The 18,750-nt window shown below is 60.7% G+C and carries 14 protein-coding genes; 9 read left to right on the forward strand and 5 right to left on the reverse strand.

Features of this window, described 5'->3' with window-relative positions; all coding sequences use genetic code 11:
* Positions 1 to 6 precede the first annotated feature (6 nt).
* Genes tauB through tauD form a run of 3 tightly spaced genes read left to right on the forward strand, consistent with a single transcriptional unit; the run spans position 7 to position 2,471 of the window.
* Positions 7 to 786, forward strand: coding sequence for a taurine ABC transporter ATP-binding subunit (gene tauB, locus BMX59_RS12220; RefSeq protein ID WP_092248559.1), 780 nt, complete (start codon positions 7 to 9; stop codon positions 784 to 786).
* Positions 783 to 1,619, forward strand: a complete 837-nt coding sequence (tauC, locus tag BMX59_RS12225; RefSeq protein ID WP_093121671.1) for a taurine ABC transporter permease TauC — start codon at positions 783 to 785, stop codon at positions 1,617 to 1,619. The genes tauB and tauC overlap by 4 nt, the downstream gene beginning before the upstream one ends.
* Before the next feature lie 15 nt (positions 1,620 to 1,634).
* On the forward strand, positions 1,635 to 2,471 hold the full coding sequence (gene tauD / locus BMX59_RS12230) for a taurine dioxygenase (RefSeq protein WP_092248565.1): 837 nt from the start codon (positions 1,635 to 1,637) through the stop codon (positions 2,469 to 2,471).
* 70 nt (positions 2,472 to 2,541) lie between these two features.
* On the opposite strand, the gene mgrA is transcribed toward tauD, so the two are convergent.
* The 3 genes from mgrA to BMX59_RS12245 form a co-directional block, all read right to left on the reverse strand.
* Positions 2,542 to 3,579 (reverse strand): L-glyceraldehyde 3-phosphate reductase, encoded by a 1,038-nt coding sequence (gene mgrA / locus BMX59_RS12235; protein WP_071492504.1) that lies wholly within the window; start codon positions 3,577 to 3,579, stop codon positions 2,542 to 2,544.
* A 108-nt stretch (positions 3,580 to 3,687) separates the two neighbouring features.
* Positions 3,688 to 5,016, reverse strand: a complete 1,329-nt coding sequence (locus BMX59_RS12240; protein WP_093121675.1) for an OprD family outer membrane porin — start codon at positions 5,014 to 5,016, stop codon at positions 3,688 to 3,690.
* A 161-nt stretch (positions 5,017 to 5,177) separates the two neighbouring features.
* Positions 5,178 to 6,068: a LysR family transcriptional regulator gene (locus tag BMX59_RS12245; protein ID WP_071492506.1), complete on the reverse strand. Its 891-nt coding sequence runs from the start codon at positions 6,066 to 6,068 to the stop codon at positions 5,178 to 5,180.
* A 120-nt stretch (positions 6,069 to 6,188) separates the two neighbouring features.
* Between BMX59_RS12245 and BMX59_RS12250 the strand changes: the two genes are divergently transcribed.
* Both BMX59_RS12250 and BMX59_RS12255 read left to right on the forward strand, forming a co-directional pair.
* Positions 6,189 to 6,920 (forward strand): SDR family oxidoreductase, encoded by a 732-nt coding sequence (locus tag BMX59_RS12250; protein WP_071492507.1) that lies wholly within the window; start codon positions 6,189 to 6,191, stop codon positions 6,918 to 6,920.
* 44 nt (positions 6,921 to 6,964) lie between these two features.
* Complete coding sequence (locus BMX59_RS12255) at positions 6,965 to 7,420, forward strand: DoxX family protein (RefSeq protein ID WP_256572953.1); 456 nt, start codon at positions 6,965 to 6,967, stop codon at positions 7,418 to 7,420.
* Positions 7,421 to 7,517: 97 nt separating this feature from the next.
* Here the strand turns inward: BMX59_RS12255 and betT are convergent, their stop codons facing one another.
* Positions 7,518 to 9,479, reverse strand: coding sequence for a choline transporter BetT (gene betT / locus BMX59_RS12260; protein ID WP_165447923.1), 1,962 nt, complete (start codon positions 9,477 to 9,479; stop codon positions 7,518 to 7,520).
* A gap of 342 nt (positions 9,480 to 9,821) precedes the next feature.
* Between betT and BMX59_RS12265 the strand changes: the two genes are divergently transcribed.
* Entirely contained in the window at positions 9,822 to 14,903 is a 5,082-nt protein-coding gene (locus BMX59_RS12265; protein ID WP_093121685.1) for an NEL-type E3 ubiquitin ligase domain-containing protein, read from the forward strand.
* A gap of 5 nt (positions 14,904 to 14,908) precedes the next feature.
* Here BMX59_RS12265 and epsC read toward each other — a convergent pair whose 3' ends face one another.
* Complete coding sequence (epsC, locus tag BMX59_RS12270; RefSeq protein WP_071492510.1) at positions 14,909 to 15,835, reverse strand: serine O-acetyltransferase EpsC; 927 nt, start codon at positions 15,833 to 15,835, stop codon at positions 14,909 to 14,911.
* A gap of 165 nt (positions 15,836 to 16,000) precedes the next feature.
* On the opposite strand from epsC, the gene BMX59_RS12275 reads away from it, so the two are divergent.
* The 3 genes from BMX59_RS12275 to tcyL all read left to right on the forward strand — a co-directional run bounded on the left by BMX59_RS12275 (position 16,001) and on the right by tcyL (position 18,747).
* Positions 16,001 to 16,996, forward strand: a complete 996-nt coding sequence (locus tag BMX59_RS12275; RefSeq protein ID WP_093121690.1) for a D-cysteine desulfhydrase — start codon at positions 16,001 to 16,003, stop codon at positions 16,994 to 16,996.
* A gap of 291 nt (positions 16,997 to 17,287) precedes the next feature.
* A complete protein-coding gene (gene tcyJ / locus BMX59_RS12280; RefSeq protein ID WP_092248589.1) occupies positions 17,288 to 18,082 on the forward strand; it encodes a cystine ABC transporter substrate-binding protein in 795 nt (264 codons plus the stop codon).
* Positions 18,082 to 18,747: a cystine ABC transporter permease gene (gene tcyL / locus BMX59_RS12285; protein ID WP_010214112.1), complete on the forward strand. Its 666-nt coding sequence runs from the start codon at positions 18,082 to 18,084 to the stop codon at positions 18,745 to 18,747. The genes tcyJ and tcyL overlap by 1 nt, the downstream gene beginning before the upstream one ends.
* Positions 18,748 to 18,750 lie beyond the last annotated feature (3 nt).

An 18,750-nucleotide genomic window follows, 5' to 3' on the forward strand; every position in this document is an offset into this window, starting at 1 on the left:
ATTGCGATGGCCTTGCTACAACTGGAGCGCATCAGCGCACAGTACCCAGGCGCCACAGAACCGGTACTGTCAGACATTTCACTCGACCTGGGGCCCCAGCAGTTGCTGGTGGCTCTCGGCCCGTCCGGCAGTGGCAAGACTTCGCTGTTGAACCTGATTGCCGGTTTCGTCGAACCTTGCGCCGGGCGTATCACCCTCGATGGCGTGCCGGTCAACGGCCCCAGTGCTGAACGCGGCGTGGTGTTCCAGGACGACGCCCTGCTGCCCTGGCAGGATGTGCTGGCCAACGTCGGCTTCGGCCTGGAGCTGGCCGGCGCGCCCAAGGCGCAACGCGAAATACGCGCCCGGGAAATGCTCGCGCTGGTCGACCTGGCCGGGTTCGACAACCGACGCATCTGGCAGCTTTCCGGCGGCCAGAAGCAACGTGTCGGCCTGGCCCGCGCCCTGGCCGCCGACCCTCGTGTGCTGCTGATGGACGAGCCCTTCGGCGCCCTCGACGCCTTCACCCGCGAACAGATGCAGGAGCTGTTGCTGCAAGTCTGGCGGCGCACGGCCAAGCCGGTGTTCCTGATTACCCACGACATCGAAGAGGCGGTCTTCCTCGCCACTGATTTGATCCTGCTGGCGCCCAACCCCGGCCAGATCGTCGAACGCCTGCACCTGGACTTCGGCCAACGCTACGCCGCCGGTGAGTCGGCGCGGGCGATCAAGTCCGACCCACGCTTTATCGAAACCCGCGAACACGTGCTGGGCAAAGTGTTCTCCCAACGGCAGGTGTCCGCATGAGCAGCTACGAACTTCCCGCCACGGTGACCAAACCGGTGGCGCACGCAGTGGCCCCGGTACGACGCAGCCTGAGCACGCGCTGGATCAGCGTGTTGACCCTGGTCGCCTTGCTGGCCCTCTGGTGGGCCGTGACCGCCAGCGGCTTGATCGAACCGCTGTTCCTGCCGCCGCCGTCCGCCGTGCTGCAAAAGGGCTGGCTGCTGGCGACCACCGGCTATATGGACTCCACCTTGTGGCAGCACCTTGGCGCGAGCCTCAGCCGTATCGGCCTGGGCCTGGGCTTCGCGGTGCTGACCGCCGTGCCCGTGGGGATCGCCATCGGTTCCAACCGAATCGCCCGTGGCATCCTCGACCCGCTGATCGAGTTCTACCGACCGATCCCGCCGCTGGCCTACCTGCCGTTGATCGTGATCTGGTGCGGCATCGGCGAGCTGTCCAAGGTGCTGCTGATCTACCTGGCAATCTTCGCGCCGATAGCCATCGCCACCGCCACCGGCGTGCGCACCGTCGACCCGGCCAGACTGCGTGCGGCGCAGTCGCTGGGTGCCACCCGTGCCCAGTTGATTCGCCATGTGGTCCTGCCGAGCGCCCTGCCCGACATCCTGACCGGCGTGCGCATCGGGCTGGGTGTGGGTTGGTCCACGCTGGTCGCCGCCGAGCTGATCGCCGCCACCAGCGGCCTGGGCTTCATGGTGCAGTCGGCGGCGCAGTTCCTGGTCACCGATGTGGTGGTGCTGGGGATTCTGGTGATCGCCCTGATCGCCTTCGCCATGGAAATGGGCCTGCGTGCCCTGCAGCGTAAATTGGTGCCGTGGCATGGCCAGGCACACTGAGTGAATGAGAACCGCATGAGCAGCCTGACCGTTACCCCATTAAGCACCGCCCTGGGCGCCCAGATCAGTGGCGTCGATATCACCCAGCCGCTGCCCCCTGAACAGCGCGACGCCATCGAACAGGCGTTGCTCACCCACTCGGTGCTGTTCTTGCGCGGCCAGTCGATCACCCCGCAGCAGCAAGCGCGGTTCGCGGCGAATTTCGGTGACCTGCATATCCACCCGATCTACCCCAACGTGCCGGACCAGCCCGAAGTGCTGATCCTCGACACCGCCGTCACCGACGTGCGCGACAATGCTGTGTGGCACACCGACGTGACCTTCCTGCCCACTCCGGCGCTCGGTGCAGTACTCAGCGCCAAGCTGCTGCCGGCGTTTGGTGGCGATACGCTGTGGGCCAGCGGGATTGCAGCCTATGAAGCGTTGTCCGAACCGCTGAAGCGCTTGCTCGATGGGCTGACGGCGACCCATGACTTCACCAAGTCCTTTCCGCTCGAGCGCTTTGGCAACACCGCCGAAGACCTGGCACGCTGGGAAGAAACCCGCAGGAAGAACCCGCCGTTATCGCACCCGGTGGTGCGTACGCATCCGGTGAGTGGGCGCAAGTCACTGTTCGTGAGTGATGGGTTTACCACCAGGATCAATGAGCTGGAACCGGCGGAGAGTGAAGCAATCCTGAAGCTCTTGTTCGCCCACGCGACACGCCCGGAATTTACCATTCGCTGGCGTTGGCAGGAAAACGATGTGGCGTTCTGGGATAACCGCGTGACACAGCACTACGCGGTGGATGACTACCGGCCGCAGCGGCGGGTGATGCATCGGGCGACGATTCTTGGGGATGTGCCGTTCTAAGGCCAGGCCCGTTAGTCATCACACCAGAAATCAAATGTGGGAGGGGGTTGCTCCCTCCCACATGGACTGTTTATTCAGCCGTGGATGGCTTTTCCCACAGGTTGATCCCGCCTTCCTGGGCAAACCGATCGATCTCCGCCAGTTCTTCCACGCTAAAGCTCAAGTTCTTCAACGCACCGACGTTCTCGATAATCTGCTCCGGCCGGCTTGCACCGATCAGCGCACTGGTCACCCGTGGATCACGCAACGTCCAGGCCAGTGCCAGTTGGGCCAGGCTCTGACCACGACGCTGGGCGATCTCGTTCAGCGCACGCACGTGGGCGATGTTGGTTTCGGACAGGTGCTTGGCCTGCAACGAACCACCGCCCGGGCGATTCACCCGTGCATCCGCCGGTACGCCGTTGAGGTACTTGTCGGTCAGCAAACCCTGGGCCAGCGGCGTGAAGGCAATCACCCCGGCGCCGAGCTCTTCGGTGGTGTCCAGCAGGTCTTTTTCCACCCAGCGGTTGAGCAGGTTGTAGGCCGGCTGGTGAATCAGCAGCGGCACTTTCCACTCTTTGAGCAGGGCGGCGATTTCGCGGGTTTTTACCCCTGAGTAGGACGAGATACCGATGTACAACGCCTTGCCTTGTTGCACAGCAGTGGCGAGGGCACTGGCGGTTTCTTCCAGGGGGGTGTCGGCGTCAAAACGGTGGGAATAGAAGATATCCACATAGTCGACACCCAGGCGTTGCAGGCTCTGGTCGAGGCTGGCCAGCACGTACTTGCGCGAACCTCCGCCCTGGCCGTAAGGGCCGGGCCACATGTCCCAGCCGGCCTTGCTGGAGATGATCAGTTCGTCGCGGTAGTGCTTGAAGTCTTCACGCAGCAAACGGCCGAAGTTGATCTCGGCGCTGCCGTAGGGCGGGCCATAGTTGTTGGCCAGGTCGAAGTGGTTGATCCCCAGGTCGAACGCGGTGCGCAGCAAGGCGCGCTGGGTGTCGATCGGGGTGCTGTCGCCAAAGTTGTGCCACAGGCCCAGGGACAGTGCGGGCAGCACCAGCCCACTGCGGCCTACGCGGCGGTACGGGATAGATTCATAGCGGTTTTCGGCAGCAATGTAAGTCATCGAATCCTCTCTTGGACGTCGGCAAATAAGGCCTGGGAATAAGGGTATTCCCAGGCCTTTTAACCAGCTGAATCGCTTAAGTCTGCCGTTCCGTTCTACAGCAATTGCCTACCAGAGTGGAACGACATAACTCACATAGAAGCGGTTTTCATCTTGCACGGTAGCACCGCTGATGTCCGGGCTGGCATGGGCGTTTTTCCAGGTGACACCCAGGCCTTTGAGGGTGCCGGTAGGCACTTGATACGCCACGGCGACGTTACGTTCCCATTCGCTGGTAGTGCCTTGCGCCGTGCGGATGTCATCGCCGTGGGCATAGGCGGCGGAGAACGTCAGGCCCGTGAGGCCAAGCTTACCGAAGTCATACTTGTACTGCGCAAGCCAAGTGCGCTCACCGGCGTGTTGAAATTTATTCAACTGCATGTTGGTCAGCGCCGGCGTGTCGGCGCCTGAGCCTGGGCCCTGGCGGTTGTCGCCGCTGTTCAGGCCGGAATCCAGGTAGGGGAAGTCGCTGTCGCCGCTGTTCTTCTGGATGCCCAGGCCGACGGTATGACCGTCCAGGCTGTAGCTCTCAAGCAGGCTGGCGGTGGTCTGGTTGATACGCCCCTTGCCCGTGCCGTCACCGTAGAGGCCGGCGGCTGCGTAGTCTTTGTCGCCATCGGCGTTGCCGCCCACGCCCAGGCTGCGGAACACCCGCAAGTCGGTGTCGATCGCGCCCACGGACAAGGCGTCATGCCGCTTGGCGCCGAGGAAGAACTGCTGGTAGTAATCCTCAAGGTTGGAGTACCACAGGCTGACCGTGGTGTTCTGGATGCCAGTGTAGTCCGCACCGCCGAACAGGAAGCGATCGCTCTCTTTGGTGCCACCGGCGGTGATCATGCCCTGGTCGCCGGTTTCGTTGCGGATCTTGGTCTTGAAGATATCGCCGCCGGTGAAGGTGAAGTCACTGAGGTCCTTGGACACCAGCTGCACACCCGTGTTGGTCTGCTGGTAAAGGCGCCCGTCGGTGTTGGCCAGCACCGGGTTGTTGCCGTAGAGCGTACCCAAGCGCAATTCATCCTTGGCGAAACGCATCTTGAACGTCGGGCTCAACACACCGAACTGGTCGGCGGACTTGCCGTTGTCCAGCGGGAACATGCTGCCCGGGTAGCGGCCCTGGTGATCCTTGTCGTTGAGGTCGCCGCCAGAGTCCAGCTTCAACCCATAGAACGCCTGCAGGTCCAGGCCAAACCCCACCGGGCCTTCGGTGTAGCCGGACTTGAAGTTGAACTCGAAACCCTGGCCCCAATCGCGAATGCTGTGGGCCTTGGCGTTGCTGTTCACCACGTCACGCCCCTGCTGGTTGAGGTAGCGGTTGAGCAGGGTCACATCGGCGTGGCTGTCATCGATAAAATCGGCATGGGCGGACAGCATAAAGCTCGCCATGGCGGCACCCACCATAGGGCTTATCAACGTCTTCATTGGTACCGGTCTCCGTCACTGTTCTGAAATGAAAGCGTCAAACGCTTCACACAATTACGCAGTGACCAGATGACAGTTACGCGTCAAACCGTGGCGTGAACGGATGAAATTAAATTTAAGAAACCCTTCTATTACACGGCTTAGCGGGCATTTTCGAAGACTTCGGCAAGCCAGTCGACGAACACCCGCACCCTCGGCGACAAGTGTCGGTTCTGCGGATACAACACCGACACCGGCATCGACGGCGGCGGTGTGTCAGGAAGGATTTCACGCATCACGCCCTGCTCGATCAATTCGGCCATGCGGTAGTGCGGGCACTGGATAATGCCCAATCCCGCCACTGCGCTGGCGGAATAAATCTCGGCGCCGAACACCGACAGCGCACCCTGGATACTCACTTCCTGCAGCTCGCCGTCCACCATGAACTCGAAGGGAAACAGTTTGGCCGTGGTGCGCGAAACATAGTTCACCGCGCGGTGCTCACTCAGCTCGGCCAGGCTCTTGGGTTCGCCGTATTTACGCAAGTACGCAGGGCTTGCGCAGGTGACCTGGCGCAGGTTGGCGACGCGTCGGCCGATCAGCGCGGAGTCACCCAGGGCGCCTGCGCGCAGCACGCAATCCACGCCTTCGGCGATCAGGTCGACAAAGCGATCCGCCTCGCTGATCGACAGCTCGATCTCCGGGTAACGCGCCATGAATTGCGGCAGTGCCGGCACCACAAAATACTTGGCCAGCGTACCGTGCAAATCCACGCGCAAACGGCCCTTGGGCGCCACGCTGCGAAATGCCAGTTCGGCCTCTTCCAGCTGCGCCAGCAACTGCAAACAGCGTTGGTAATACGCCTCGCCATCCAGGGTCGGGCGCACCCGGCGGGTGCTGCGTTCCAGCAGGCGCGTGCCCAGCCACGCTTCGAACTGGTTGAGGGTGTGGGTCAGGGTCGCCCGGGGCAGATTCAGGTCATCGGCCGCCAGCGTGAAGCTGGAACGCTCGTAAATCCGCACGAAAACCTTCATGGCCTTGACTTGATCCACGCTGCACTCCGTCGCGCCGATTGTTGGCGATTATTGAACAGTCAAGGCAACTCTGGCGCATTTATCGCCCTGGGTAAACATGTGAACCTGCTTCCACCTACCGTTAAAGGAACCCAGATCATGACGACTCAAGTAGCAATCATCACCGGCGCTTCCCGTGGCATCGGCGCCGTCATTGCCAAGCAACTCGCCGCCGACGGTTACGCCGTGGCCATCAACTACGCCAGCAGTGCCACCGAGGCGTCGAAACTGGTGGTGGAACTGCGCCAGGCCGGTCACCGGGCCATAGCGATTCAAGGCGACGTCGCCAACCCTGCCGACATCACGCGCCTGTTCGACCAGGCCGAGGCACAGTTGGGCAAGGTCGACGTACTGATCAACAACGCCGGCATCCTCAAGACCCTGCCCCTGGCCCAGCACAGCGATGAGCTCTACAACCAGAACTTCGATATCCACACCCGTGGCACCTTCAACGCCCTGCGTGAAGCCGCCACGCGCCTGAACGACGGCGGGCGCATCGTCAACTTTTCCAGCAGTACCGTCGGCCTCAACTTCCCCGGCTACGCGGTGTACATCGCCAGCAAGGCGGCGGTGGAATCCCTGACTCAAGTGTTCGCTAAAGAGATGCGCGGGCGTCGGATTACCGTCAACGCGGTGGCGCCAGGCCCGGTCGCCACCGAACTGTTCCTTCACGGCAAGACCGAAGAACAGATCCAGGGCATGGCCAAGATGCCGCCGCTGGAACGCCTGGGCCAACCGGAAGATGTCGCCCGCGTGGTGGCGTTTCTGGTGAGCCCGGCCGGTGGCTGGGTGAATGGGCAAATCCTGCGCGCCAATGGCGGGCTGGTCTGAGTCGTACATCTGGGCCAGCGATGTTCACTTTGTGGAGTTCTTTCATGCCAACCTTATCGATCCCCGCACTCGCCCCGCTTTACCGCTTTGCCGAACCCCTTGCCTACGCGCTGCTGCGCGCAGGTTTCGGGGTAATCATGCTCACCCACGGCCTGCCCAAATTGCTGGGCCGTGCACATGGTTCGATGGCCGACCCGATGGAGGCATCCATCAACCTGATCGAGAACCGCCTGCACCTGCCGCAGCCGGAGTTGATCGGCCTGCTGGTCGCGTTGTTGGAAGCGGTGGGCGGGTTGCTGTTGATCCTCGGCCTGGGCACACGGCTGGTCGCGGCCATGATGACCGTGCAGATGCTGACCATTGCTTACTTATTGGGGCCGACGTGGGCATGGATCGACCGGGGCATCGAGTACCCGGTGCTGATGGCGCTGCTAGCGTTGTACCTGGTGTTTCGCGGTGCAGGCCGCTACTCCCTGGACAATGCGTTGGGCAAGGGGTAGTCACTGCCGGCCAGCCCAGGTGTCAGAGCTGGTGATCGGCAGTGGCGTGTTCGGCGCGCCGTGAGTGGCACTGGCCCTGTACATCAGGGCCTGAACCTCAACGCACCAAGTGCAGGAACTGCAGGTGCCGTTCGTACTGGTCGAGGATGTCGTTGATGATCTGCTCCTTGGTGTAGCCCACCAGGTCGTAGTCCTGGCTGCCCTCGGCCAAGTGCACTTCCGCGCGGTAGTAGCGGCGGTTGTTGATCTCCTTGGAGCCCATGCCGCCACGGGCGAACGACGGCGTGAAGTAGCCGCGCATCTGCACCTGGTAGACGAAGGGATGTTCCTCGCCATGGCCGATTTCCAGGCTGACGCTGTCGTTGGAAGGGTCGGGCTGGGTGACCACACTCAGGCCCTTCTCGACGAACACCGCCGTTACCTCCTCAATCGCCGGACGCACGGTTGATTCCAGGAAGCGATACACCTCATCCCGCGACGGGAAATGCACCGCCTGGCTCAAACGCTGACGCCAGCCGCCTCGGCCCTTGCGCGCCGCCGAAACCGGCGCCAGCGAATGCAACTGGGCGATCTGCTTTTGCGACTCCAGGTAGAACGCCTTGTGCAGCCCCCACATCATCAGCAGCAGGATCATCGAGAACGGCAGCGAGGTCAGTACTACCGCTGACTTGAGCGAATCAATACTGCCGGCGAACAGCAAGGCGCTGGTGACCAGCGCGGTCATCGCCCCCCAGAACACACGCAGCCATTTCGGTCCGTCTTCATCGGCGTTGCCGCCCTTGGACGACAGGGTCGACAGCACCACGGTGCCGGAGTCGGCCGAGGTGACGAAGAACACGAAGCTGATAAACACCGTGACCGCGATGACGGTTTTGCTCCAGGGGTAGGTTTCCAGCAGCAGGTAGAGGCTCATCGACGGATCATCGATGGCCGACTGGCCGAGCGCGGCCATGCCGTGGTTGAGCACCTGGTCGATGGCGCTGTTGCCGAAGATCGACATCCAGGCCAGGGTGAAACCCAGCGGGATCAGCAGCACGCCGAACACGAATTCGCGGATGGTACGACCACGGGAAATCCGTGCGATAAACAGGCCCACGAACGGCGACCATGCAATCCACCAGGCCCAGTAGAACACGGTCCAGCCACCCAGCCAGTCGCTGGGTTTGTCGTAGGCGTATACGTCGAAACTCTTGGTCGGCAAGGCGCCCAGGTAGTCGCCGATGTTCTGGATCAGGGTGTTAAGCAAATGCTGGGTAGGCCCGGCGAACAACACGAACAGCAGCAGCGCACAGGCCAGCAGCATGTTGATGTCGGACATCACCCGCACGCCCTTGTCGACGCCGGCCACAGCGACCAGGATCGCGGCGCCCATCATCAGCGTGATGAGACCGACCTGGATCCACTGGGTATGGGCAATGCCAAACAGATAATCGAGACCGGAGTTGAGGTGCAGCACCCCAAAACCCATATCCGCGCCGAGGCCGAACACCGTGGCGATAATGCCAAAGCCATCCACCGCGTAACCGATGGGGCCATTGATGCGTTTGCCAATCAGCGGGTACAGCGCCGAGCGCAACGCCAGCGGCAGGTTATGCCGGTAGGCAAAGTACGCCAGGGCCATGCCCACAAACGCGAACACGCCCCAGCCATGCAGGCCCCAGTGCAGAAACAGGATCTGCATGGCCTGGCGCGCAGCGTCGGCGTTCATCGGCGCGCCCTGCGGCGGTTGCACCAGGTGCGTCAGCGGCTCGGAGACGCAGAAGAAGAACAGCGTGATGCTGATCCCGGCGGCGAACAGCATGCCGGCCCAGGACAGGTAACTGAATTCGGGCTCGTCGTGGTCGGCACCGAGTTTTATCTTGCCGTAGCCCGATAGCGCGGTGACCACCACGAAGACCAGATACAGGGTCATCGCCAGCATGTAGTACCAGCCGACCGTGTTGGCCGCCCAGTTTTGCGCCGCCAGCAGCCAGGCACCGGCCTGTTGCGGGATAGCGATGACGGTGATGCCGAACAGCAGGATAAACGTCGCGGCAAAGTAGAAGACCGGCGCATTCATGCGCACCAGGCCGCTGGATGGGGTGGACGATGCACTCATGAACGATGCACCCCAAGGATGAGGGATATGGCTGTGAAAAACGGACTCAGCAAAGGTAAGCCTCCTGTTGTGAGCGGGCAGCGAACCACCGGGTTTAACTTGAACGAGCATTCAAGTTAAACATGGATAGGCGGTCTGGGACTAATCGCAGGGCTGAGTGGTAGGTGATTCCTACACAAGCTCAAGGAAAGGTATGACGGATCGCGCTGAAAAACGTTCAGCACGCCTTTCAATATGTGCAGCCTGTCTCCTGTTGCATTCACCACAATCGAATGACCACTGCCCACCTGAGGTCATTCAGCCATGCCAGAGACATTGAAGCATTTTGATTTTATCCGGCAACAATTGCCGCCATGGTTGCGGAGCACGTCACTGCAACGTTTTGCGGCGTTGAAAAAACAGCGCCCAGACTTCACGGAACTCTATCGCAATGCCCCTGGCTCGGAGCAGCGCCTGCCCTTCAAGCACGCCCTGGACACCCACTGGGCCAGCCAGAACGCACTGGACACGCTATTCGAGAAACTCACCGACATTAAGGCCTTCGCCGAGCCCTTGCTGAAAAATGCCCTGCGTGACTACGGCGCTATTGATGTGTCGAATACTTCGATCCGTCTATACGCGCCGGCCACATTGCCCTGGTGGACGTTCGGGACGCACCCGGGTGTCTCCGTCCGGACAACGACGCTGCTCGACGCCGCCTTGCACAACTTTTCAGCTTCGGAAACCTTTGTCGATTACGCTTTCCTTGCGGCAGAGGATGCCCGTGGGCAGCGTGAGATACTCACGTTCAAACACAGGGTGACAGGTCAACCCCTCACCGCCGACCATTTAAAAACCTTGTGCCGAAACCTGGATATCGGTGCGCGCTATATGCAAAACCTCACCCTGACAGTGGGGTTCGGCAATGCCTCGGTCGCCACCTCCTTCCGACAAAAAGTCATCCACAACCTGAAAGCCGCCCTCAACAGTGCCGCTCACGTGGCGCTCGCCAAAAAAGACATCACCGAAGACAGTTACACCCTCATTCAGTCGCTGCTCCAAAGAGACGGCCCGCTTCAACTGGGCGGGCAAACGATGGACGTCTACGCGCTGAGCCTGCTGGATACACGCCTGCCGGGCATTTTCATCATCGCCCCCGCACGGTTGGACGCAGCGCTTCATAAAATCCTGGTCTATATCCCTGATGACCCCGCCCACCCTCTCAAGGACTACAGCTCGGCCCCGGCCTTCGTCAAAGAGTTGACCGGCCAACTGCGTGACCGCACGCCTCGCGACGACCCATCCCGCCCCAGCTACCAGCAGTTCTTCAGCCAGTTCGTGGCCCATCAGGAACGTGGGCGCTTTTTTTACCAACTCAATCAGTTGCTCTCCACTGTGCGCTGGCACGACAGAGAACCTGGGGACAGCCGCCCCAACTGGCGCCCAGAGCCGGTAGAAACCCCCAACCTGCAATTTCGCACCCTGGCTGTTCGTGACGATATTCAAAACCGTGGCGAAAATCCGGGCCAGGATGATCTCTGGCACTACCTCTACCGCGTCAAACTGAACAAATGCGTGAACGACGCCCGAGAGATTGCCATCTCAACAGCCTACGCCGACCGCATGGCGCGCTGGAAGTGGTGGGACAACCTGGAAAAAATGCTCTCGGACATTTTCAATGCCGCGCTCCTGGTCATCACTCCGTTCGTTCCCTTGCTGGGGGAGTTGATGTTGGCCTACACCACCTACCAGATGCTCGACGATGTATTTGAAGGCATCGTCGATTGGGCCGAAGGCTTGCAGCGCGAAGCAGCAGAACATCTGCTCTCGATCGCAGAGAACACGCTGCAGCTCGCGCTGTTCGAAGCGGGAGGCAAAGTGGGTGAAATTGCCAAGGTGAAACTGTCCACGTTTGTCGAGCAACTCCAACCCGTACAGACACCTTCCGCGCAGACGCGCCTCTGGGCCCCTGACCTCGCGCCTTACCAACATACCAACCTGCGCCTGCCCGAGACCTCCATTGCGCACGAAAATGGCCTTCACCACCATCAGGGCAAGCAGATTGTGAAAGTGGAAAACCACCACTATGAAGTCCGCAAGGACCCTGTCACCCAAACGTACACCCTTGCCCATCCCAAACGCCCCAGTGCCTACCAGCCTCCCGTGGCGCTCAATGGCAGCGGCGCGTGCGTGCTGGCCGGTGAACAGCCAAGGACCTGGAACAATGCTCGCCTGCTGAGACGCCTCGGGCCACAGACAAACGGTCTGACGGTCGGTGAACTGGAGCAGGTACGGCAGATAAGCGGTGTCGCGTTCGGGGATTTACGCCATATGTACGCCAACAATGAACCCACCCCGCCCTTGCTGGCCGATACCCTCAAACGCTTTGACAGTGAGAAGCGCATCAGAGAGGCCGAAGACGCCATCCGTACAGGCCAGCCCCTTGACCCGTCATCGGACTGGTTCGAACAAATGGTCACCGAGCTTGAGGGCTGGCCTCGCGACAAAGCCTTGCTGGTGTACCCGCATAGCGATTTATCAGGCACGCCCCGTCGCTATGGCAATGCACAAGCAACAGGTGCCGATGCCCTGAGCTTGAGCATCGCCGATGTCATGTCCGGCCGGCTGGCGGAAAAAGTCGTGGACTACCTGGATGAACCACAACTGACCCAGTTACTCGGCAAACAGTTACCTGAAAATGAGCGCGTACAGGCGTTGCGTGAACGGCTGGCCGCGTATGTCGAGCAGCAAAGCGCCTCCCTCGCCAACAGCGACTACTCCCGCCAGGAAGCCAGCGACGAGCCCTCTATCCAATTGCTGCGCAGCCAGTACCCGGACCTCCCCCTGAGTATCGCTCAGAGCCTGGTTCGCCATACCCGTCGCCGCCACCTGAGCATTATGAGTGAAAAGAAACGCCTTCCATTAGAGGTAAAAAACCAAGCGCGGGAGCTGGATTTCGAAGTCCGCAGTACTCGCATGTTCGAACAGCTTGTCCAGGGTACCCCGCCCTCGACACACACCGAAAACCTGGCACTCAATACCCTCAGAATTCACTCAGACAGTTTTGCGAATCTGCGTATCCAGGTGCGTGAACGAACCCCCACCGGCGACCTGAGAACCCAGGTCGGCGCAGAGGATGCCGCACACCTCAAGATCCTGGTGCGTAACCGAACAGGCCAGTACCGAGTGTTCAACGCCGAAGGCAAGCTGATACACGGCGCAACTGACTTCTACAATGCTGTATTCCAGGCATTGCCACCCGAAAGCCCCTTGCGCGATAGCGACACACTGCGCACATGGCTGATTGAAAAAAACAAAGCGCCCACCGAACGGCGCTTGGCCCTCGCCGAGGCGCCTATCCCCACCCATCCTGAACGTAAAACACTGACCCTGCTCGGTGGCGGCAACAGCATGAGCCGCGTGGTCGATGTCGAGGTAAATCCCGTTACGGTGCAGGGGGATATCAAACACTGGCTGCCGGGGATGTCCGAGCAAGGCGTGAAACGCTTCGCTGAAAAAGCCGAGAGTGAAGAGGGGCGATTACAACTGGAAAACCTGAAAGCCGAAGGCAAAGCCTTAGACAAGGCGCTACACACCTATTTGCAAGACAGTACCCGATTTCCTTATCGCAACTCGCTGGAAGAGGTGCTTGCCAGGAAGGCATTTACCAAGAAGTTGAAAGAAGCCTGGCGCGAGGGGTACACAAAACTGCACGACGAGTTCAATACGGCAGGCAACGACGTGTACTTGGACCTGAGCGATACAGTGCTGCCGACTGAACTGCCCGTGCTGCCCTTTGAGTTGGGATTGGTCACGCACTTGCATATGAATGGCAGTGGGTTTGCCGCTGAACATACGCCATTCCTGGCGCATTTCCCAAAACTGAAGGCGCTTGATTTAGCGGATAACCGTCTGGTCACGCTGCCCGAGGCCATTGGAAACATGCGCTCGCTCAAAGCCCTTGACGTGAGCAACAACGCTATTGCCTTGGACAACACCGCTGTCCAGCAGTTGAAAAAACTGCGGCGGTTGCAGGGGCTGGATCTTTCAAAAAACCCTCTGGGACGGGTACCGGATATTAGTCACATGCGCGACCTGAAGGCGCTGGACCTGTCCCACACAGGGATCAGCGAATGGCCTGCGGGCCTCTTTGCGCACGAGCGAGACGCGTCTTTTGACCTGTACCTTCGCGGCAACCCCATTACCACAATTCCAGAGGTCGCCAGGGAGTCCGCAGAGGCATTTACCGTGGCTAACACCTGGCTGGACCGCGCAACCCTCACACCTGAAGCCAGGGCCCTTTGGGACGAGCACAAAACTGACTTTGGGTTGGACCCTTATCGCACTTACCCGCCCAAGGGCGATGCTGACTTTTGGGTGGATGACCTGGACGATGAAAACCAGATACGTTTTGCCAATGTCTGGTTTGACTTGGAAAATGAAGAAGGCTCCCAGGGTTTTTTCGAGGTCATCAAGAAACTGGAGCAACCCGAGGCTTTCGAGGACCCGATGGACCAGATGCGTTACGAACAAAACCGAAGAATCCTGACCGATCAGGTGCGGCATATGCTGTTGAGCATGCACGAAGACACGATGCTGCGTCAGGAGCTGTTCAAAATGTCGAGCTTCCCGGGGCTGTGCCCGGACGCAAGCCGCCAGATATTCACCGAAATGGGGATTCAGGTCACCGCCACCACGGCCAGGCGATACAGTCGAACGCAAGCTGAACATGAAGAGACAATCACCCGTCTAGCCCAAGGCGCCGCGAGGCTCAAGATGGTGAACGATGTCGCCCGGGCGGACATCGCCAACCGTCTCAAACCTGCCAATCAAGGTGGCCAGGGACTGCGACTGTCCACCCAGGTTGTTGATGGACAGCCCGGCAGCGTCGACGAGGTGGAGGTTTACCTGGCCTACCAGACACGCCTGTCGAAAAGCCTCAACCTGCCCTGGGTCAGCGACAGCATGACGTATCGAAACACCGCCGATGTGCCCGAGTCTTCCATCATCCATGCGGGCAAAGCCGTGAAAGACTTGAGTGAAGGCGACGGACTGGTGAACCGCATGTTGCAGGAACCCTACTGGGAGCCCTTCCTGAAGGAACGCTACGCAAAAGACTACGCAGCCAACGAAGAAAACACGGTTCAACAGTTGGAAAGCCTGGAGCAACTGGATACCGAACAAAAAGCGTTTGCCCAGGCGCAGGGTCTGAACGAGCAGGAGAAAACGCAAAAACGCGAGGCACTGAAGTCCCGGATCGAACAGTTACAGATCGAGGACCGAGTCGTCCCGGACCAGGTCATGTCCGAGGACCTGTACAACCAGCTCTACAATGACCTGTCGGAACGTCGCATGGAGTGGCTGCGCGAACAGACCCACCTGTCACTGGAGCGGCTTGAACGCTGACATGCTCACTTCTGCGTGCCGTCATCATGCTGCAGGTTCGCCTGGGTGATATTCGCCCCCGCCGGCACGCTGCGGGTCAGCCACACGTTGCCGCCAATGGTCGAGCCCTTGCCGATGGTGATGCGCCCCAGGATGGTCGCCCCGGCGTAGATCACCACATCGTCCTCGACAATCGGATGACGCGGATGGCCCTTCTGCAACTGCCCGTCCTCATCCGCCGGGAAGCGCTTGGCGCCCAGGGTCACGGCCTGGTAGATGCGCACGCGCTCGCCGATGATCGCGGTTTCGCCGATCACCACGCCGGTCCCGTGGTCGATAAAAAAACTCGGGCCGATCTGTGCGCCGGGGTGGATGTCGATGCCGGTGGCCGAGTGGGCGATCTCGGCGCTGATGCGCGCCAACAGCGGCAGGCCGGCGCGGTACAGGTGGTGGGCCAGGCGATGGTGAATCACCGCCAGGATGCCGGGGTAGCACAGCAACACTTCATCCACACTGCGAGCGGCCGGGTCGCCGTGGTAGGCGGCCAGTACGTCGGTGTCCAGCAGGCTGCGCAGGGACGGCAAGGCCAGGGCGAAATCCTGGATCAGGCGGATGGCGTGGGCGTTAACGGCGCTGTCGTCCTCGCCGCTCTGGCGCGCGGCGTAGCGCAGTTCCAGGCGCGCCTGGCCGAGCAGGGCATTGAGCGCCACATCCAGGGTGTGGCCAACGTAGAAGTCTTCGCTTTCTTCACGCAGGTCCACCGGGCCCAGGCGCATGGGGAACAACGCGCCGCACAACGACTCCAGGATCTGCGCCACCGCTTCACGCGAAGGCAACTCGCGGCCACCATGCTCACCGCTCAAACGGCCATTGCGCGTTCGCCACTGGTCCCGGGCGCCGCGCAACTGGCTGACGATGGTTTGTAATTGCCAATGACTGGAACGCTCACTCACGGTTTTCACTCCTGACGTAATGGCACTCACTTTACGGTATGCACCCTGGCCGCCCTTAAGAACCAATGGTGCAATGCTAAGAACCTTCCGGAATAAGCGATTGGCGGTTGCCCGATGAAAAGTGCCTGCCTATAGTCGCCCCATCCTCATCAACCGTGCGTAGCCATGATCAAACAACAGCTCGACCGTTTTAACCGCCTGGAACTGCTGGGTGGCGCCACCGCCCTGGAAAAACTCGAGCGGCTGTCGGCCTGGTCGGGCAGAGACATCTACGTCAAGCGCGACGACACCACACCGCTGGCCATGGGCGGCAACAAGCTGCGCAAACTTGAATACCTGGCCGCCGATGCCATCGCCCAAGGCGCCGACACCCTGGTGACCGCTGGCGCGATCCAGTCCAACCACGTGCGCCAGACCGCCGCGCTGGCCGCCAAGCTCGGCCTGGGCTGCGTCGCGCTGCTGGAGAACCCCACCGGCACCGAAGACCCCAACTACCTGGGCAACGGCAACCGCCTGCTGCTGGACCTGTTCGACGCCAAGCTGGAGCTGGTGGAGAACCTCGACAACGTCGACGACCAACTCAGTGCCGTCGCCGACCGCCTGCGCAGCAACGGCAAGCAGCCATACCTGGTGCCCATCGGCGGCTCCAATGCACTCGGCGCGCTGGGTTACGTGCGCGCCGGGCTGGAGCTGGCCGCGCAGATCGAAGCCAGCGGCATCGAGTTTGCCGCCGTGGTGCTGGCGTCCGGCAGTGCGGGCACCCACAGCGGCCTGGCCCTGGCGTTGAGCGAAGTGCTGCCGCAGTTGCCCGTGATCGGTATCACCGTATCGCGCACCGAAGAAGCACAGTTCCCGAAAGTGCAGGGCCTGGCCGAACGCACCGCCGAATTGTTGGGTGTGGATATTCCCGAGGCCTTCAAGGTGATCCTGTGGGACGAATATTTTGGCCCGCGCTATGGCGAACCGAACGCAGGCACCCTGGCGGCGGTCAAGTTGCTGGCGAGCCAGGAAGGCCTGCTGCTGGACCCGGTCTACACTGGCAAGGCCATGGCCGGCTTGCTGGACGGTATCGGGCGCCAGCGCTTCGAGGATGGCCCGATCATTTTCCTGCATACCGGTGGCGCGCCGGCGTTGTTTGCCTACAACAGCGCCTTCAACTGAATTAACGCGGACTAAATGTGGACCAACATGTGGGAGGGGGCTTGCCCCCTATGACGGAGTGTCAGCCATGACTTCTGTGACTGCTACACCGCTATCGGGGGGCAAGCCCCCTCCCACATTAGAAACTCTATATATTTCTTATTGGAATATCAGATTTAATTTATATTATTTTCAAGTCTTAAAAACCGGCTTTATAGTCGCGCCGTAGGCGAAGACGCGCTACGCGCTTTAAGGCAGGATACGACTACTGCGTCACCTGCTTCGCACACCATAAAAACACAGGGGCTCTTCATGACTATTTCTGTATTCCGTCGCACGTTGCTGGTTGGCACTCTGGGCCTGGCACTCGGGGCTGGCCTGATCGGCCAGGCAGTCGCGGGTGAACAACTGGGCAACATCAAAAAAGCCGGCGAGATCAAGATCGGCCTGGAAGGTACTTACCCGCCGTTCAGCTTCGTCGATGAAAGCGGCAAGCTGAGCGGTTTTGAAGTGGAACTGTCCGAAGCCCTGGCCAAGGAGCTGGGCGTGAAGGTCAAGCTGCAAGCGACGCCATGGGACGGCATCCTCGCCGCCCTTGAATCCAAGCGCCTGGACGCCGTGGTCAACCAGGTGACCATCTCCGAAGAACGTAAAAAGAAATACGACTTCTCCCAGCCTTACACCGTCTCCGGTATCCAGGCGCTGGTCCTGAAGAAAAACGTCGACGCTATCAAGACCGCCGACGACCTGGCCGGCAAGAAAGTCGGCGTAGGCCTGGGCACCAACTACGAACAATGGCTCAAGGACAATCAACCCAAAGCCATCATCAAGACCTACAACGACGACCCGACCAAGTTCCAGGACCTGCGCATCGGCCGTATCGACGCCATCCTGATCGACCGCCTGGCCGCCCTAGAGTACGCCAAGAAAGCCCCGGACACCGCTGCAGCCGGCGATGCCTTCTCCCGCCAGGAAGCCGGTATCGCCCTGCGCAAGGGTGAGCCAGAACTGCTGGATGCGGTGAACAAGGCCCTCGACAAACTGCGCGCCGACGGCACCTTGAAGAAGCTGTCCGAGAAATACTTCAACGCTGACGTCACTCAATAATGGAAGCAGGTTTCCAACTCGCGCTGGACTCCGCGCCCTTCCTGCTCAAGGGCGCGTATTACACGGTGATCCTCAGCCTCGGCGGGATGTTTTTCGGCTTGCTGCTGGGCTTCGGCCTGGCCTTGATGCGCCTGTCGCGCTTCAAGCTGGTGAGTTGGCTCGCCCGAGTCTACGTGTCGTTCTTTCGCGGCACGCCCTTGCTGGTACAGCTGTTTTTGATCTACTACGGCTTGCCGCAAGTGGGCATCGAGCTGGATCCGATCCCGGCAGCCATGATCGGCTTTTCGCTGAACATGGCTGCCTACGCCTGTGAAATCCTGCGTGCCGCCATCGGTTCCATCGAGCGCGGCCAATGGGAAGCCGCCGCCAGTATCGGCATGACCCGCGCACAAACCCTGCGCCGGGCCATCCTGCCGCAGGCAATGCGCACGGCCTTGCCGCCGCTGGGCAACAGTTTCATTTCGCTGGTCAAGGACACGGCGCTGGCCGCCACCATCCAGGTGCCCGAGCTGTTCCGTCAGGCGCAACTGGTGTCGGCAAGGACCTTCGAAATCTTCACCATGTATCTCTCCGCTGCCCTGATCTACTGGATTTTGGCGAGCATCCTGGCGCACTTGCAAAATCGCCTGGAAGACCGGGTCAACCGGCATGACCTGGAGTCCTGAAGC

Source organism: Pseudomonas sp. NFR09, from assembly GCF_900111535.1.
GTDB lineage: Bacteria > Pseudomonadota > Gammaproteobacteria > Pseudomonadales > Pseudomonadaceae > Aquipseudomonas > Aquipseudomonas extremorientalis.

What these genes read in the sequence shown, in the direction of transcription:
- tauB (WP_092248559.1), top strand. Translation starts at nt 7, where the DNA reads ATGGCCTTGCTACAACTGGAGCGCATCAGCGCACAGTACCCAGGCGCC.
- tauC (WP_093121671.1), top strand. Translation starts at nt 783, where the DNA reads ATGAGCAGCTACGAACTTCCCGCCACGGTGACCAAACCGGTGGCGCAC.
- tauD (WP_092248565.1), top strand. Translation starts at nt 1,635, where the DNA reads ATGAGCAGCCTGACCGTTACCCCATTAAGCACCGCCCTGGGCGCCCAG.
- mgrA (WP_071492504.1), bottom strand. Translation starts at nt 3,579, where the DNA reads ATGACTTACATTGCTGCCGAAAACCGCTATGAATCTATCCCGTACCGC.
- BMX59_RS12240 (WP_093121675.1), bottom strand. Translation starts at nt 5,016, where the DNA reads ATGGTGGGTGCCGCCATGGCGAGCTTTATGCTGTCCGCCCATGCCGAT.
- BMX59_RS12250 (WP_071492507.1), top strand. Translation starts at nt 6,189, where the DNA reads ATGACGACTCAAGTAGCAATCATCACCGGCGCTTCCCGTGGCATCGGC.
- BMX59_RS12255 (WP_256572953.1), top strand. Translation starts at nt 6,965, where the DNA reads ATGCCAACCTTATCGATCCCCGCACTCGCCCCGCTTTACCGCTTTGCC.
- betT (WP_165447923.1), bottom strand. Translation starts at nt 9,479, where the DNA reads ATGAATGCGCCGGTCTTCTACTTTGCCGCGACGTTTATCCTGCTGTTC.
- BMX59_RS12265 (WP_093121685.1), top strand. Translation starts at nt 9,822, where the DNA reads ATGCCAGAGACATTGAAGCATTTTGATTTTATCCGGCAACAATTGCCG.
- BMX59_RS12275 (WP_093121690.1), top strand. Translation starts at nt 16,001, where the DNA reads ATGATCAAACAACAGCTCGACCGTTTTAACCGCCTGGAACTGCTGGGT.
- tcyJ (WP_092248589.1), top strand. Translation starts at nt 17,288, where the DNA reads ATGACTATTTCTGTATTCCGTCGCACGTTGCTGGTTGGCACTCTGGGC.
- tcyL (WP_010214112.1), top strand. Translation starts at nt 18,082, where the DNA reads ATGGAAGCAGGTTTCCAACTCGCGCTGGACTCCGCGCCCTTCCTGCTC.